At 71.3% G+C, this 16,317-nt stretch carries 12 protein-coding genes; 8 read left to right on the top strand and 4 right to left on the bottom strand.

The window, feature by feature from the left end; translation table 11 throughout:
* From WFJ97_RS14150 to hrpA, 3 genes are read right to left on the bottom strand one after another with little or no spacing between them, the layout of a single operon-like run.
* Positions 1–1,023: a Gfo/Idh/MocA family protein gene (locus WFJ97_RS14150; RefSeq protein WP_336641978.1), complete on the bottom strand. Its 1,023-nt coding sequence runs from the start codon at positions 1,021–1,023 to the stop codon at positions 1–3.
* 40 nt (positions 1,024–1,063) lie between these two features.
* Positions 1,064–2,005, bottom strand: coding sequence for a quinone oxidoreductase family protein (locus WFJ97_RS14145; protein WP_336641977.1), 942 nt, complete (start codon positions 2,003–2,005; stop codon positions 1,064–1,066).
* Between the two features lie 18 nt (positions 2,006–2,023).
* Positions 2,024–5,980, bottom strand: a complete 3,957-nt coding sequence (hrpA, locus tag WFJ97_RS14140) for an ATP-dependent RNA helicase HrpA (protein WP_336641976.1) — start codon at positions 5,978–5,980, stop codon at positions 2,024–2,026.
* 44 nt (positions 5,981–6,024) lie between these two features.
* On the opposite strand from hrpA, the gene WFJ97_RS14135 reads away from it, so the two are divergent.
* From WFJ97_RS14135 to WFJ97_RS14115, 5 genes are all read left to right on the top strand, one after another.
* Entirely contained in the window at positions 6,025–7,215 is a 1,191-nt protein-coding gene (locus WFJ97_RS14135; protein ID WP_336641975.1) for a heparan-alpha-glucosaminide N-acetyltransferase domain-containing protein, read from the top strand.
* Positions 7,212–8,048, top strand: a complete 837-nt coding sequence (locus WFJ97_RS14130) for an aldo/keto reductase (protein WP_247624899.1) — start codon at positions 7,212–7,214, stop codon at positions 8,046–8,048. The genes WFJ97_RS14135 and WFJ97_RS14130 overlap by 4 nt, the downstream gene beginning before the upstream one ends.
* A gap of 89 nt (positions 8,049–8,137) precedes the next feature.
* Entirely contained in the window at positions 8,138–8,707 is a 570-nt protein-coding gene (gene msuE, locus WFJ97_RS14125) for an FMN reductase (protein WP_336641974.1), read from the top strand.
* Between the two features lie 46 nt (positions 8,708–8,753).
* A complete protein-coding gene (locus tag WFJ97_RS14120; RefSeq protein ID WP_336641973.1) occupies positions 8,754–10,565 on the top strand; it encodes a thioredoxin domain-containing protein in 1,812 nt (603 codons plus the stop codon).
* Between the two features lie 9 nt (positions 10,566–10,574).
* The gene (locus WFJ97_RS14115; RefSeq protein WP_336641972.1) at positions 10,575–11,957 is read left to right on the top strand and encodes an amino acid permease; all 1,383 of its coding nucleotides are present in this window, start codon (positions 10,575–10,577) and stop codon (positions 11,955–11,957) included.
* Here the strand turns inward: WFJ97_RS14115 and WFJ97_RS14110 are convergent, their stop codons facing one another.
* Complete coding sequence (locus tag WFJ97_RS14110) at positions 11,958–13,529, bottom strand: dolichyl-phosphate-mannose--protein mannosyltransferase (RefSeq protein WP_336641971.1); 1,572 nt, start codon at positions 13,527–13,529, stop codon at positions 11,958–11,960.
* A 22-nt stretch (positions 13,530–13,551) separates the two neighbouring features.
* Here WFJ97_RS14110 and rsmI point away from each other — a divergent pair, with 22 nt between their 5' ends.
* From rsmI to WFJ97_RS14095, 3 genes are read left to right on the top strand one after another with little or no spacing between them, the layout of a single operon-like run.
* Positions 13,552–14,373, top strand: coding sequence for a 16S rRNA (cytidine(1402)-2'-O)-methyltransferase (rsmI, locus tag WFJ97_RS14105; protein WP_247634274.1), 822 nt, complete (start codon positions 13,552–13,554; stop codon positions 14,371–14,373).
* Positions 14,374–14,381: 8 nt separating this feature from the next.
* The gene (locus WFJ97_RS14100) at positions 14,382–15,083 is read left to right on the top strand and encodes a class I SAM-dependent methyltransferase (protein ID WP_336641970.1); all 702 of its coding nucleotides are present in this window, start codon (positions 14,382–14,384) and stop codon (positions 15,081–15,083) included.
* A 43-nt stretch (positions 15,084–15,126) separates the two neighbouring features.
* Positions 15,127–16,227 (top strand): LacI family DNA-binding transcriptional regulator, encoded by a 1,101-nt coding sequence (locus WFJ97_RS14095; RefSeq protein ID WP_336641969.1) that lies wholly within the window; start codon positions 15,127–15,129, stop codon positions 16,225–16,227.
* Positions 16,228–16,317 lie beyond the last annotated feature (90 nt).

Below are 16,317 nucleotides of genomic sequence, written 5' to 3'. Positions count from 1 at the left end.
TCAGGCCTGCTCGCCGGTCGGCTCGCCGGTCGGCTCGCCGGGATAGCGGACGCCGATCTGACGCCGGATCTCGTCGAGCGTGCCCATGATCGCGACGGACTCGGCGAGCGGCAGGATGTCGCCGGCGAGGTTCCCCTCGCGCACGAGGCGTTCGGCGGCGAGAGCCTCGAACTGCATGCCTCGGCCGCCGGCCTCGGGGTCGAGACGCCCGTCGAACTCCTCGAGCACCGTGCCCTCGGGGTCGATCACGCGCAGCACCGACGGCGACCAGAAGAAGCGATCGATCTCGATGCGGGCCTTCGTGCCGAGGATCGTCGCGCGGTTCGGGCCGGCCGTGCGCGACGAGGAGAGCGTGGTCGAGACCGCGCCGCCCTCGTGGGTCATGACGGTCGCGACCTCGGCGTCGGCACCGGTCTCGATCAGACGCGCGACGCTGTGGATGCTGGTGGGCGCACCGAGGATGTCCCAGACGAACGAGATCGGGTAGATCGCCAGGTCGAGGAGCGCGCCCCCGCCGAGCTCGAGCGCGTTCAAACGGTGCTCGGGGTCGGAGGGCAGCAGCTGCGTGTGGTCGGCGCTCACCGAGCGCACCTCGCCGAGGATGCCGGAGGCGACGATCTCACGCGCGCGGATCATGTGCGGCAGATAGCGGGTCCACATCGCCTCGGTCGCGAGCAGACCGCGCTCGGTGGCGAGGGCCTGCAGGTCGGCGGCCTCGGCCTGGTTCAGCGTGAAGGCCTTCTCGACGAGCACGTGCTTGCCGGCCTCGAGCGCCAGGCGCGCGTTGGCGTGGTGCATCGGGTGCGGGGTGGAGACGTAAATGATGTCGACGTCGGGATCGGCGACGAGAGCCTCGTAGGACGGGTGGGCGTGCGGGATGTCGAAGCGGGCGGCGAAGGCATCCGCCGATTCCTGCGAACGCGACCCCACGGCCACCAGGTCGAGACCCGCGGCGCGCAGGTCGGAAGCGAACGAGCCGGCGATGCCGCCCGTCGCGAGGATTCCCCATCGAAGACCAGTCATGTCCCCAGCGTAGAGGGTGTGACCGACATGGGAACGCGACCTACGGCACCAGCACGATCTTGCCCGCGACGTGCGCCTCGACGAGTTCGTGGGCCCGGGCGGCCTCGGCGAGGGGCAGCTCGGGTCCGAGCTCGATCACGAAGTCGCCGCTCGCGAGGAGTTCGATGGTCTTCGGGAGCGCCTCGGCGCGCCAGGCCTGCTCCTCGTCGGTGAGTGGGACCGGCGAGCCGCCCGAGAAGGCACGGATACCGAACGATGCGGCGTCCGGTCCGCGCACGATCGTGCCGATGCGGTCGCGGTCGGCGACGAGCGCGAGCGACACCTCGATGGCCTCGTCGGTACCGGCCCCGTCGAACACGACGGTGACGTCGGACGGTGCGGCGTCGCGGACGCGTTCGAGCAGGCCGTCGCCGTAGGCCACGGGGATCGCGCCGAGCTCGCGCAGCTGCGCGTGCCGCGAGGGGCTGGCGGTCGCGATCACGGTCGCGCCCCACGCCACGGCGAACTGCACGGCCGCCTGGCCGACGGCGCCGGAACCGGCGTGCACGAGCAGCACATCGTCGGGGCCCACGGCGAGCGAGCGCAGCACCTGGTAGGCGGTGCCGGCGGGGATGCCGATGCCGGCGCCCTCTGCGGCGGTCACCGCGTCGGGCAGGAGGGCGAGGTTCTCGGGGCGCACGAGCAGGGCAGACGCGTAGGTGCCGTGAGCGTCGCGGATCGCGACCCGGTCGCCGACCGCGAAGCCTTCCACACCGTCGCCGACCTGATCGACGACACCCGCACCGTCGAAGCCGACCGGGCGGGGTTCGGTGATGGGCGGCGAGGGGCGGCGTCCACCGCGGATCTTCGCGTCGATCGGGTTGACGCCCGCGGCCTCGATGCGCACCACGATCTCGCCGGGACCGGCGAGGTGATCGGGCACCTCCGTGAGGTGGAGAACGTCGGGGGAGCCGATTTCGGTGTAGACGATCGCGCGAGCCATGCCCTCAGGCTACCCGCGCTACTTCCCGGCGAGGGCCTTCATGATGCGCTGCGGCGACACCGGCTGCGCGGTGCCGAGGCGCTGGGCGAACACGCTCACCCGGTACTCCTCCAGCAGCCACCGGGTTTCGACGAGCGACGGAGCGGCACCGCGGGGGAGCGGGATCGTGCCCCCGGCATCCTCGAAGGCCTTCGCCATCCGTTCGTACTCGCTCATGCGCGTGCGGTCCTTGCCGGGTTCCGACGAGAGGGTCTTCAACCGGTCGACCATGCCGCTCAGGTAGCGGGGGAAGTGGGCGATCCGGTCGACGCCGGCGGCCGACACGAAGCCCGGATGCAGCAGCCCTGAGAGCTGCGTGCGGATGTCGTTCAACGGCCCGAGGAGGGCGAGGGAGTTCTGCGACTTGATGCCGCGCTCGACCTCGCGCGACTGCGTGAGGATGCGGGCGACGAGCGACACGCATGCGAAGAGCTCGTCGACGAGCGCGGCCGACACGGCATCCCGCACCCGCCCGAAGTCTGCCTCGGTGCGCACGACGCCGACACCCCCGGTCGCTGAGCCTGTCGAAGCGTCGATCAGCTTCCTGGCCACGGCCGCACGGCAGTCCTCGATGAGCGCGGCCGCCGACGGGTACGGCGAAGCCGCGAGAGCGAGCTTCTCCTGGCTGGTGAGGTGCTGCTGCACGTACGACGAGGGCGACGGCACGGCCAGCAGAACGAGACGCAGCACGCCGTCACGGGTGGCGTCGGCCGCGGCATCCGCCGATGACTCCACGCGCAGCGCGACGCTCTTGCCCTCGTCGACGATCGCCGGGTAGCCGCGCACGACGCCACCGGCGACGCGCGTATCGAGCACCTCGGGAAGGTCGCCGAACGTCCAGGCGGTGAGACCCGCCTGCTCGATCGGACCCCGAGCGGATGCCGCGGCCACCGCCTCGGAACCACCCCGTGCGCGCGGTCCGCGTTCGGGCTTCGCGATCGATCGCGCGACGCTGCTGCGCGCGCGATCGGAGAGTTCCGCCTGCAGGGTCGTGAGGTCGCGGTGGGAACCGGCCACGCGCCCGCGCTCGTCGACCGCACGGAAGTTCATGCGCAGATGAGCGGGCACCCGCTCGTCCTCGAAGTCGGCGGCCGAGACGAGCTGGTTCGCCAGCGGCTGGATCAGGCGCGCGAGCGCCTCCTTCAACGACCTGCTCGGGCGACCGTCGTGGTCTTCGGGGCCCTGGCCCGCGAGCTCGGCGCCGAACTTGTCGGCCCAATCGGCGGCGGGCACGACGTGACGCCGGATCGCCTTCGGCAGCGCCCGCAGCAGGCCCGTGATGAGTTCGGCGCGCAGCCCCGGCACCTGCCAGTCGAACCCGGTGTCCTCGATCTGGGCGAGCAGGGCCAGTGGCACCACGACGCTCACGCCGTCATCGGCGGCGCCCGGCTCGAACCGGTAGGCGAGGCCGAGCACCTGGTCGCCCTGTATCCAACGGGTGGGGAACTCGCTCTGCGAGGCCCGCCCGTCGTCGTCGATCAGGTCGGCTTCGCGCATGACGAGGAGCTTCGGCGTCGTCGTGAGCGCCTCCCGCCACCACGTCTCGAACGACCGCACGTCGAAGACCTCGGCCGGGATGCGCTCGTCGTAGAAACGGAACACCGCCTCGTCCCCGGCGAGGATGTCGCGGCGGCGCTCGCGCTCCTCGAGCTTCTCGAGACGCTTGCGCAGCTCGGCGTTGCTGCGCCAGAAGGCGCTCACGCGCTTGTCGATGCGGCTCGGATCCCACTCGCCCTCGACGAGCGCGTGCCGCACGAACAGCTCGCGCGAGGCCGCGCGGTCGATGCGCGCGAACTGCACGCGCCTGCGCGGAATGATCTCGAGGCCGAACAGCGTCACCTTCTCGTAGGCGACGGCGGCGCCGGCATCCTTCGACCAGTGCGGCTCGGTGACCTGGCGCTTGGCGAGGTCGCCGGCGAGCGGCTCGGCCCACGCCGGATCGATCGCGGCGACGGTACGGGCGAAGGTGCGCGAGGTCTCGACGATCTCGGCGGCGATGACCGCGCGCGGGCTCCTCTTGCGCAGACCCGACCCCGGGAAGATCGAGAAGCGGATGCCGCGCGCTCCCCGGTACTCGGCGATCCGGCGCCCCTTGTCCTTCGCGGGTGCGTGCGTCTTGCCGGCGGGGGCGGTGCGCTCGTCGAGGAGTCCGATCTGCGAGAGGAGTCCCGCGAGGATCGCCCGATGGATCGCATCGGGATCGCTGCTGCCGTCGCCCTTCGGTTCGGCGCTCTTCACCAGCGTCTTGAGCTGACGGTGCACGTCGAACCACTCCCGCACGCGCACGTAGTTCAGGTGTTCGGCGCGGCAGAGGCGGCGGAACGCGCTGGATCCGAGCTCGCGCTGCTGTTCGCGCAGGTGGTTCCAGAGGTTGAGCAGGGTGATGAAGTCGCTGGTCGGGTCGACGAAGCGCGCGTGCAGCCGGTCGGCCTCCTCGCGGCGCTCCTCCGGTCGCTCGCGGACGTCTTGGATCGTCATGCCCGACACGATCGGCAGCAGATCGTGGGTGACGCCGTGGCGCCCGGCCTCGATCAGCATGCGGGCGAAGCGCGGGTCGATCGGCATGCGCGAGATGTCGCGGCCGATGCGCGTGAGGTGCGGGGACCCGTCGCGCCGCGACGGTTCGACCGCACCGAGTTCGGTGAGCAGGTCGAACGCCGCCTTGACACCCCGCGAGTCGGGCGGGGTGAGAAAGGGGAAGTCCGAGATGTCGCCGAATCCGAGCGACAGCATCTGCAGGATGACGGAGGCGAGCGAGGTGCGCAGGATCTCGGGCTCGGTGAACTCCGGCCGCTTGGCGAAGTCGTCCTCCGAGTACAGGCGGATCGCGATGCCGTCGCTCGTGCGACCGGCGCGACCGGAGCGTTGATTCGCGGATGCCTGCGAGATCGCCTCGATCGGCAGACGCTGCACCTTCGATCGGTTGCTGTAGCGCGAGATGCGGGCGGTGCCGGTGTCGATCACATAGCGGATGCCGGGAACCGTGAGGCTCGTCTCGGCGACGTTCGTCGCGAGGATCACGCGGCGGCGGACACCCGCCACTCGGCTGCGCTCGAACACGCGGTGCTGCTCCGCGGCGGAGAGGCGCCCGTACAGGGGGAGCACCTCGGTGGGGGAGCGGTCCTTCGAATACGCGCCCCGCACGGCGTCGGCGGCGTCGCGGATCTCGGCTTCGCCGGGGAGGAAGACCAGCACGTCGCCGGGCTCCTCGCGGTCGAGTTCGCGGAGCGCCGCGACGATCGCCGAGACCTCGTCCTCGGGCCCTTCGACAGGCTCAGGGACCCATGAAGCGGCATCCGTCTCGTCGTCGTCGCCGTCGGCGACCAGCGGGCGGTAGCGGATCTCGACCGGATAGGTGCGGCCGGAGACCTCGATGATCGGCGCCGGCACTCGGTCGTCCCCCGGGCCGGGAGCGGAGAAGTGCTTCGCGAAACTCTCGGGGTCGATCGTCGCCGAGGTGATGATCACCTTGAGGTCGGGGCGCTCGGGCAGGATGCGCGCGAGGTAGCCGAGCAGGAAGTCGACGTTGAGGGAGCGCTCGTGCGCCTCGTCGATGATGATCGTGTCGTAGCGGGTGAGCAGCCGGTCGCGGTGGATCTCGTTGAGCAGGATGCCGTCGGTCATCAGCGCGATGCGGGTGTCGTCGGACACCTTGTCGGTGAAGCGCACCTTGTAGCCGACGAGGGTGCCCAGCTCGACCTGGAGTTCTTCGGCGACGCGCTCCGCGATCGTGCGGGCGGCGAGACGTCGCGGCTGCGTGTGCGCGATGCGCTCGCGCCCCAGGTCGAGGGCGATCTTGGGAAGCTGCGTGGTCTTACCCGAACCCGTGGCACCGGCCACGATCACGACCTGGTTGTCGCGGATGGCGTCGGCGATCTCCGCCCGGGCCGCGCTGACGGGCAGCTCCGGGGGGAAGGAGATCACGGGAGAGGACATAGCCCTTCATCGTATGCCGACCTCGACCCCCTACGATGCATCGGGTGACCACCGTTCCGCCTTCCCTCAGCGCTCCCGTGCGCTGGTTCCGCGAGTTCGGCCGCCCGCCGCGCATCCTCGGCCTCGACGTGGCCCGCGGCCTCGCGATCCTCGGCATGGCCGGAGCGCACATCGGCGAGACGTCGACGTTCGACTGGCTCGACCCGGCGACCTGGACCGACCTCGTGCACGGGCGCTCCTCGATCCTCTTCGCCGTACTCGCGGGGGTGTCGATCGCCCTGATGACCGGTCGCAGCGCGCTGCCCGACCCCGCCCGGTTGCCCGGCATCCGTCTCGGGCTCATCGGCCGCGGCGCCGTGATCTTCCTCATCGGCCTCGCCCTCGAGTTCCTCAACACCCCGATCGCGGTGATCCTCACCCTCTACGGGCTGCTCTACGTCGCCGTCATCCCGTTCCTGCGGTGGAAGCCGTGGCAGCTGCTGCTCGGAGCCGGCGTGCTCGCGCTCGCGGGGCCCGCGCTGCTGGCCCTGCTCGGCGCCGTCACGCTGAACCCGTTCGGGGCGGGCATCGGATTCGTGCTCTACGGCAGCTACCCGATCACGGTGTGGATGGCGTTCGTGCTCGGCGGCATGGCGCTTGGGCGCTTGCACGTCGCGACCGTGCGCACCGCGGTGATCGCCCTGGTCACCGGAATCGTGCTGGCGATCGTCGGCTACGGTCTCGGCGCCGCCGGGAGCGACGTCGTGCGCGGCTTCGAGTCGGGTTCGTCGTTCGAGGAGCCGCCCGCGTCGGGGTGGCCCGGATACGCCGACGCGCTCGCACAGGCCGATCCGCTCGGGGCGCTGCTGCACGCGATCTTCGCCGTCGAGCCGCACAGCGGTGGCACCGCCGAGATCCTGGGCTCGGGTGGTTTCGCCCTCGCCGTGATCGCGCTGTGCCTGCTGCTCAGCCGTCCGTTGCGCTGGCCGCTGCTGCCGATCGGCGCGCTCGGGTCCATGCCGCTGTCGGCATACAGCGGACACGTGCTGGCGATCGCGCTGATCACCGGGCCCGGTGGGTACTACACGAGCAACGTGTTCTGGGCCGTGCTCGCGATCGGGATGCTGCTCGTCACCACCGCGTGGTCGATCTTCGTCGGCCGAGGTCCGCTCGAGCGTCTGGTCGGGTTCGCCGCGCGCAGAATGGCGGAGGTTCCGGCCCGGCCCGAGATCACGCGTCCTAGGCTGGATGCATGACGATTCCCTCCCTCGAACTGAACGACGGCTCCTCCATCCCCCAGCTCGGCTACGGCGTCTTCAAGGTGCCGGCCGACGAGACCGAGCGCGCGGTGAGCGAAGCGCTCGAGATCGGCTACCGCCACATCGACACCGCCGCGATCTACGGCAACGAAGAGGGCGTGGGTGCGGCGATCGCGGCCTCGGGCATCGCTCGCGACGAGCTCTACATCACCACGAAGCTGTGGAACGACCGCCACCACGACGACGAGCCCCGCGCCGCGATCGGCGAGAGCCTCGACAAGCTCGGACTCGAGAAGGTCGACCTGTACCTCGTGCACTGGCCGACCCCCGCCAAGGACGACTACGTGCACGCGTTCGCGAAGCTCATCGAGCTGCGCGAGGCGGGCCTGACCCGCAGCATCGGCGTCTCCAATTTCCTCGTGCCGCACCTCGAGCGCGTGGTGTCCGAGACCGGCGTCACCCCCGCCGTGAACCAGATCGAGCTGCACCCGGCCTACCAGCAGCGCGAGGTCGTGGCCTGGGCCGACGCGCACGGCATCAAGATCGAGGCTTGGGGTCCGCTCGGCCAGGGCAAGTACGACCTGTTCGGCACTCCCGCGATCGCGGAGGCCGCGGCGGCCCACGGCGTCACCCCCGCGCAGGCGGTGCTGCGCTGGCACCTGCAGAAGGGCGTCATCGTGTTCCCGAAGTCGGTGCGCGCCGAGCGCCTGCGCGAGAACCTCGACGTCTTCGGGTTCGAGCTGACGGATGCCGAGATCGCCGCGATCGACGCCCTCGACCCGCTCGACGGCTCGGGCCGCGTCGGTGCGCACCCCGACGACGTGAACTGATCCCGTCGCGGATTCGACAGGAATCCACAGATGACGCCCCGTGTCGCCAGCCCGCGACACGGGGCGTCTTCGTGGGTACCGTCGAGGACATGACAGCTCCCTACCGCGTCGTCGCCGTGTCCGGGTCGCTCCACGAGCCCAGCAAGACGACCGCCCTCATCCGTGCGATCGCCGCCGCCGTGGCCGAGCGCACGGCGGTCGAGGTCGAGGTCATCGAGCTCACCGACATCGGCCCGGACCTCGCGGGTGCTCTGAGCCGCGATCAGTTGCCGGCCCGGGTCGAGGAGAAGCTCGTCGCGATCGAGCAGGCCGATCTGCTGATCGTCGGCAGCCCCGTCTACCGTGCGTCGTTCACGGGACTCTTCAAGCACCTCTTCGACTTCGTCGGGCAGTACGAGCTCGTCGGCAAGCCGGTGCTGCTGGCGGCCACGGGCGGCGGAGAGCGCCACGCCCTCATCATCGAGCACCAGCTGCGCCCGCTGTTCGCGTTCTTCCAGGCGCTCACCCTGCCGATCGGCGTGTACGCGAGCAACACCGACTTCGACGGCTACGAGATCAACTCCGACGTGCTGCGCTCGCGCATCGACCTCGCCGCCGAGCGCGCGTTGCCGCTGGTGAACTACGCGGCCTCGCAGCCCCTCGCGGCTCTTGCGATCTGAGTGACGTTCCGGCCGCGATGTCGGTCGGGGCGCGTAGCGTGAGGGCATGACCAACCGGCTCGCCGACACGCTCAGCCCGTACCTCCGCGCGCACGCCGAGAACCCCGTCGACTGGTACCCGTGGGGCGAGGAGGCGTTCGCCGAGGCGCAGCGCCGCGACGTGCCGCTGATGATCTCGATCGGGTACTCGACGTGCCACTGGTGCCATGTGATGGCGCGCGAGTCCTTCTCCGACCCCGAGACCGCGGAGATCGTGAACCGCGACTTCGTGGCGGTGAAGGTCGACCGCGAGGAGCATCCCGAGGTCGACGGGGCGTACATGGCCGCGGCATCCGCCTTCACCCAGAACCTCGGCTGGCCGCTCACCGTCTTCGCGACCCCGCGCGGGCGCACGTTCTTCGCGGGCACCTACTGGCCGCCGGAGTCCCGCCCGCCGATGCCGTCGTTCCGCGAGGTGCTCGCGGCGGTGCAGGAGGGGTGGACGCAGCGCCGGGCGCAGGCCGAGGAGTCGGCGGATGCCGTGATCGAAGCGCTCGCGCGTGCCGCCGAGACGACGCCCTCGGACCTGCCCGATGCCGCGGCGCTCGCGGGCGCGGCATCGGCGATCGCCGACCGCGAGGACCCGCAGCACGGCGGTTTCGGGGGTGCTCCGAAGTTCCCCGTCGCGACGGTGCTGCGGTTCCTGCAGGCGCCGCTCGTGCGCCGGGAGAACGCGCCGGCGGCGGAGGCGGGGCGGCGCGCTCTCTCCGCGATGGCCGCGAGTGATCTGCGCGACGACGTCGAGGGAGGGTTCTTCCGCTACGCGACGCAGCGCGACTGGACGGTGCCCCACTACGAGCGGATGCTCACCGACAACGCGCAACTGCTGGATGTCGCGCTGGACGACGGCGATGAAGTCACGGTGCGAGGGATCGCCGGGTTCCTCATCGATGTCCTCGAGCGCGAAGGCGGCGGGTTCGGAGCCGCCCAGGATTCCGAGTCGTGGATCGACGGCGAGCGCAGCGAGGGCGGCTACTACCTCCGTGATGCCGCCGGGCGTCAGGGTCTCGAACCGCCGGCCGTCGACGGCAAGGTGATCACGGGGTGGAACGGCCTCGCGATCGGCGCCCTCGCGCGCGCGGGCGCTGCTCTGGGCGAAGCATCCTGGGTCGACACCGCCCGGCGGGCTGCGGACGCCGTGCTCACCACCAACCGCGACGCGAGCGGTGCCCTCGTGCGCGCGTCGCTCGACGGTGTGTCATCGACGGCCGTCGCGGCCCCCTCCGATCTCGGCCTCCTCGCCGACGGCCTCTTCGCGTTGGCTCTCGCGACGGGGGAGGTGACGTGGGCGATCGCCGCACAGGGCATCGTCGATCTCGCCCTCGACGGCATCGCCGGCGATCCGCTGCTGAGCGCGCAGGGGATCGCCTCGTCTCCCGATCAGACCGACGGCGATCTACCGTCCGGCTCCGCAGCACTCGCTCAGGCAGCGCTGACCGCGTGGCGCCTCGGGGCGGGGGAGCGGTATCGCGAGGCGGCCGCCTCCGTGGTGCACGCCTACGCGGCATCCGCCCTGTCCCAACCGTTCGCGCACGGCAGTCTGCTGCGCGTCGCGGCCGGGCTCGTCGATCCGCCGCGGCAGATCGTGGTGGTCACCGACGATCCGGCGGGCGCACTCGCCGTCGCCGCCCGACGTGCGGATGCCGACGTGGTCGGGGTCGTGTCGCCCGTACAGGCCGAGGAGTTCGCCGCGGCCGGGTTCGAGCTGTTCGCCGGGCGCTCGGGCACGGAGGGTCTGGCCTACGACTGCCGCGGCTTCGTGTGCCTGCTCCCGGTGAGCGAGCCTCACGAATTGTCGCGCGAGAGGGTCGCCGTCTAGGGTGGCGCGGTGACCGACTCCGCCCCCACCGCACCCGCCACCGCGTCGAGCACCGCATCGACCTCGTTGAAGCCGGGGCTGACGCGCCGTCAGATCTCGATGATGGGGCTCGGCAGCGCGATCGGTGCCGGTCTCTTCGTCGGCTCGGGGCAGGCGATCGGTCTGGCCGGTCCCGCGGTGCTGATCTCGTACCTCGTGGCGGGTTCCATCGTCGTGCTGGTGATGGCGATGCTCGCCGAGATGGTGGCCGCGCGCCCCAGCTCCGGCGCCTTCAGTTCGTACGCGCAGGATGCGATGGGGCGCAGCGCCGGCAGCGCGGTCGGATGGATGTACTGGATCCAGCTCGTGGTCGTGATCGCCGCCGAGGCGACGGGTGCCGCGGGGATCGTCGCGGGGTGGGTGCCGGCCGTGCCCGCGTGGGTGTGGGTACTGCTGTTCGTCGCCGCGTTCACCGCCATCAACCTCTTCGCGGTGAGCGGCTACGGACGTTTCGAGTTCTGGTTCGCGGCGATCAAGGTGACCGCGATCATCGTGTTCCTCGTGATCGGCGTCTGTGCGATCCTCGGGCTGTTCCCCGGGGTGCCGGCGACCGGCATCGCGCATCTCTTCGACGAGGGCGGCTTCGCCCCGAACGGCGCCGCCGGCATCGCCGCCGCCCTGCTCATCGTCGTCTTCGCGTTCGGCGGCACCGAACTCGTCGCGATCGCGGCGGCGGAATCGGCGGACCCCGGCCGCAGCATCCGCCGGATCGTGCGCCAGGTGCTCGTGCGCATCCTCGTGTTCTACCTGGGCTCGATCTTCGTGATCGTCGCCGTGCTGCCATGGAACACCCCGGCGGTGCTCGACGGGCCGTTCTCGGCGGTGCTCGCCACCCTGCGCCTTCCCGGCGTCGATCTGGTGATGTCGATCATCGTCGTCGTGGCGCTGTTGTCGGCCATGAACGCCAACATCTACGGCGCCTCGCGCATGGTGTTCTCGCTGGGGGAGCGCGGCCTCGCGCCCCGCGCGCTCACGCGCACCACCGTGAAGGGGGTCCCGCGGATCGCCGTCGTGGCCTCGGTCGTCTTCGGCTTCGTGGCCGTGGGGCTGAACTGGGCGTTCCCCGACGTCGTGCTCCCGGTGCTGCTGAACGTCGTCGGCTCGACGCTGCTCGTGACGTGGGCGGCCGTCGCGGTGTCGCAGATCATCCTGCGCCGCCGCGCCGAGCGCACGGGCACGGAGCTGCCGATCCGCATGTGGGGCTTCCCCTGGCTGTCGTGGCTGTGCGTCGCTCTGATCGCCGGCGTCGTCGTGCTGGCGGCGTTCGATACCGCGGCCCGCACACAACTGCTGCTCACGGCCGGGCTGACGCTCGCGCTCTGGGTCGTCGCACGCCTCACACGCCGGCGCTGATCACACCCAGCCGGGCAGCCAGTTGTGCACGAGCCAGAACGGGTACGGCACGCTCATGCCGACCCACGAGGGCAGGAAGAAGATCGACACCAGCACGGCGACGACCAGGAAGACGATCACGGTGCGCTCGCCGGACTGCCGTCGGTAAAGGGGGTCGTCGCGCCGACCGGCGATCGTGCGCAGCGTCAGGGCGAGCGCGATCACGAGGAACGGCATCATGATGACCGTGTAGAACTGGAAGATCGTGCGCTCGGGGAACATCAGCCAGGGCACGTACGTCACCGCGAGGCCGACGAGCGGGATGCCGATCTCGGCGCCGACCGGCTGCCGCAGCACCCAGCCGCGCACGAGCCGGTAGAGCAGGTAGACGGATGCCGCGACTCCGGCGTACCAGATCAGCGGGTTCGGGATCGAGGAGATCACCGCGATGCAGTGGTCGGTACCGCAGGGGCCGGGGTCGCTGTCGACCCACACCGCGGTGGGGCGCAGGAGGAACGGCCACTCCCACGCGGGACTCGCGTAGGGGTGCCCGCGGGTGAGTCCGACGTGGAACCCGAGCATGGACTGGTGGTAGTTCCACAGCGCGATCAGCGGATTCGGGTCGCTCTGCCGGTCGTACCCTCCCGCGGTGACCAGCCATCCTGTCCAGCTGACGAGGTAGGTCGCGAGCGCGGGGAAGACCAGCAGCACGAACGAGACCGGCCCCTGCCGGAAGACCGCGTCGGACGGCCAGACCACGACGCCCGCGCGGCGCCGTGCGAGGGCATCCGTCACCACGACGTACAGGCCGAAGCCCGCGAGCGCGTACAGGCCCGACCACTTCACGGCGGAGGCGGCGCCGAGGGCGACGCCCGCCGCGATCAGCCAGGGGCGCCGCCACAGGATCGGACCCCACAGCGGCTCGGGTCTGTCGGGGTCGCCCCGTTCGAGGAGCGGGATCGTGCGGCGCCTGTCGAGGAGCACGAAGAGCACCCCGAGCAGCACGAAGAAGGTGAGCGGGCCGTCGAGCAGGGCGATGCGACTGAGCACGATGCTCAGTCCGTCGATCGCGAGCAGGAAGCCGGCGACGGTCGCGACGACGGTCGATCCCGTCAGCACGCGCGCGATCAGGTAGACCAGCAGCACGGAGGCGGTGCCGAGGATGCCGGTGGCGAGGCGCCAACCCAGGCTGTCGGCCGGTCCGCCGGCGGCCATGCCCAGCGCGATCAGCCACTTGCCCAGCGGCGGGTGGACGATGAACGACCCCTTCTCCGACAGCGGGAGATCCTGGTTCGCGACGACGGCCTCGTTCGCGCCGTCGCCCCAGGTGCCCTCGTAGCCGAGCGTCCACAGCGACCAGGCGTCCTTGACGTAGTACGTCTCGTCGAAGGCGAGCTCGTGCGGGTGCCCGACGTTCACCAGTCGCAGGAAGGCCGCGAGCAGGGTCACCGCGAACGGCGCGAGCCAGTTCAGGATGCTGTTCCACTCCGGATCGAGCAGCAGACGGTCGCGGGTGCGCCCCCACCAGGTCGTGCGCTCCACGTGTGCAGGCAGGTGCACAGGCAGCGCAGGAGCGGGATCGGGCGACGTCACGGGTACAGCCTAGGCTGGGCGGGTGATCATCCTCGCTGCGACCCCGATCGGAAATCTCGGCGATGCCTCGCGCCGCCTCATCGAGGTGCTCGAGAACGCGGAGGTCGTCGTGGCGGAGGACACCCGCACCACGCAGAAGCTGTTGAAGGCGCTCGAGATCGCCAACCGTCCGCGTCTGATCGCTCTGCACGATCACAACGAGAAGCAGAAGGCCGCCGAGCTCGCGACCCTCGCGATCGAGACCGACGTCGTCGTGATGAGCGATGCGGGCATGCCGACGGTGAGCGACCCCGGCTACGGGCTCGTCGCCGAGGCGGTAGCCCAGGGAGTGACGGTCACCGCCATCCCTGGGCCGAGCGCGCCGCTGATGGCCCTGGCGATCTCGGGTCTTCCCACCGACCGCTTCACTTTCGAGGGGTTCCTGCCCCGCAAGCCCGCCGAGCGCCGCACGACGCTGCGGGCGCTCGCCTCCGAGCCGCGCACGATGGTGTTCTTCGAGTCGCCGGCCCGCCTCGCCTCGGCGCTCGCCGACATGGGGGCGGCGTTCGGCGACGACCGGCGCATCGCCGTCTGCCGCGAGCTCACCAAGTTCTACGAGGAGGTGCGCCGGGGAACGGCCGCCGAACTCGTCGCCTGGGCCGAGGGCGGCGTGAAAGGTGAGATCGTCGTGGTCGTCGAGGGGGCGCCGCGTCGCGATGCCTCGCCCGAGGACGCGCTCGCGCAGGTGCAGCGGCTCGTCGCCGACGGCATCCGCCTGAAGGATGCCGCCTCGGAGGTCGCCGGACTCACGGGGCTGTCGTCGCGGGATCTCTACCAGGCCGCGCTCGCCGCGAAGAAGGGCTAGCCACGCGCATGTCGGACGCGGTCGCGTCGGAGGCAGTCACATCGGACAGCGTGATCGCCGCGGCGTACTCCGCGCGCGCCGAGGATTACGTGAGTGTGCTCGGCGAGATCGAGCAGATGGATGCCGCGGACCGCGCGACCATCGCGGCCTGGCGCGACTCCACGACGGGAACGCTGCTGGATGCCGGCAGCGGGCCGGGGATGTGGACACGGTTCCTCGGCGGCGGCGGCGGCGGCGGCGGTGGCGGCGGCACGCGCGACGAAGGCGGGCGCGACGTCTGGGGCCTCGACGTCACCGAGGCGTTCGTCGCCTCGGCCAGGGCGCGCTTCCCGGAGACGACATTCGCGGTCGGGTCGTTCCGGGAGATCCCCGCAGCGGATGCCTCGCTCGGCGGCATCCTCGCCTGGTACTCGCTGATCCACACCCCGCCCGCCGAGGTGCCCGCCGTGCTGGCGGAGTTCGCGCGGGTGCTCCGGCCCGGCGGGAGCCTGCTGATCGGCTACTTCGACGGCACCGCGCGCGAGGCGTTCGGGCACCGGGTGACGACCGCGTACTTCTGGTCGGCCGAGGCTCTCGGGGCGCTGCTCGTCGACGCGGGCTTCACGGTGGTGTCCGCCGAGCGCCGTGATCGCCGGCCGGGCGAGGCGAGCTCGCGCCCGCACGGTGCGCTGACCGCGGTGCGGCGTGATCCGCCGGGTACCCTGGCCTGACGTCCCGGCGCCGGGGCGCGACCACCAGGACGGAGCAATCATCGTGAGCAGGTCCGTGACCGTCTACGACGTCGCCGCGCGCGCCGGAGTCTCGATCGCCACGGTCTCGCGGGTGCTGCGCTCGCCGGATGCCGTCCGCGCGACCACGCGCGAGCGGGTGCGCGAGGCGGTCGCCGAACTCGGCTACGTGCCCAGCGGCAGCGCGCGCGGGCTCGCCGAGCGGCGCACGGGAGTGCTGGGGCTGTACTTCCCGGGGTTCGACGCGGCCGAGGAGGCCCCGGATCTCGACGTGTTCGTGGACGACCCGGCATCCGTCCCGCCGTTCACCCTGGCGCACGACGACGGGGAGGTGCATCCGACGTCGCTCTTCCTCGACGAGGTGCTGCGCGGGGCCGAGCTCGAGGCGTGGAAGCGCGGTTTCGTGCTCATGATCGGCGTCGGCCGCGACGACCCCGACCGCTCGACGGTGCGCGACATGGCGGGGCGTGTCGACGGCCTGGTCGTGCTCGCCCGGAGCGTGCCCGACGACGTGCTCGCCCGACTGTCGCGTCGCATCCCCGTGGTCGTGCTCTCCGGGCCACCCCGCGGAGACGACTACGACCACGTGACGGTGAGCAACAGCGAGGCGATGGCCGAGCTCACCCGGCACGTGCTCGCGCAGGTGCCGGCGGGGGCACGCGTGGCCTTCCTCGCCGGCCCCGAGGACTCGCCGGACGGCGGGCAGCGGTGGGAGGGCTTCTCGCAGGCCGTGCGCGCCGCGGGAATCGGAACGGATGCCGTGACCGTGGTGCGGGGCGACTTCACCCGCGAGTCCGGGCGCCGAGCAACGGAGGGCCTGTTGGTCGGGGGAGCCCCCGACGCCCTCGTCGCGGCCAACGACCAGATGGCGCTCGGTGCGATCGACGTGCTCCGCGACGCCGGGTTGGGGGTGCCGGAGGACGTGCTCGTGACCGGGTTCGACGGCATCGAGGCGGCGGCGCTCTCGCGGCCCGCGGTGACCACGATCCGGCAGCCGATGATCGACCTCGGACGCGCGGCGGTGCAGGTGCTCGCGCGTCGGTTGGAGCATCCGGATGCCCCGCCCGCAGTCGTGCGCCTGCCCCTGCAGATCCTGCTCCGGGAGAGCTCTCAGCGCCCGTCCTGAATTCGTCACCCCCTTGCGCGACCGAAATGTATGCGCTTACAGTGGCTTCTCGAGGGGCCACCGGGTCCCTCCATGACGACGACGACATGA

Origin of the sequence: Microbacterium sp. USHLN272 (assembly GCF_037149655.1) — a bacterium.
Classification (GTDB): Bacteria; Actinomycetota; Actinomycetes; order Actinomycetales; family Microbacteriaceae; genus Microbacterium; species Microbacterium galbinum.
This window is presented reverse-complemented; position numbering and strand designations above follow the sequence as displayed.

Bases quoted from the DNA above. Each gene is read 5' to 3' on its own strand.
- WFJ97_RS14130 (WP_247624899.1), top strand. From the start codon at position 7,212: ATGACGATTCCCTCCCTCGAACTGAACGACGGCTCCTCCATCCCCCAG.
- WFJ97_RS14120 (WP_336641973.1), top strand. From the start codon at position 8,754: ATGACCAACCGGCTCGCCGACACGCTCAGCCCGTACCTCCGCGCGCAC.
- msuE (WP_336641974.1), top strand. From the start codon at position 8,138: ATGACAGCTCCCTACCGCGTCGTCGCCGTGTCCGGGTCGCTCCACGAG.
- WFJ97_RS14150 (WP_336641978.1), bottom strand. From the start codon at position 1,023: ATGACTGGTCTTCGATGGGGAATCCTCGCGACGGGCGGCATCGCCGGC.
- hrpA (WP_336641976.1), bottom strand. From the start codon at position 5,980: ATGTCCTCTCCCGTGATCTCCTTCCCCCCGGAGCTGCCCGTCAGCGCG.
- WFJ97_RS14100 (WP_336641970.1), top strand. From the start codon at position 14,382: ATGTCGGACGCGGTCGCGTCGGAGGCAGTCACATCGGACAGCGTGATC.
- WFJ97_RS14145 (WP_336641977.1), bottom strand. From the start codon at position 2,005: ATGGCTCGCGCGATCGTCTACACCGAAATCGGCTCCCCCGACGTTCTC.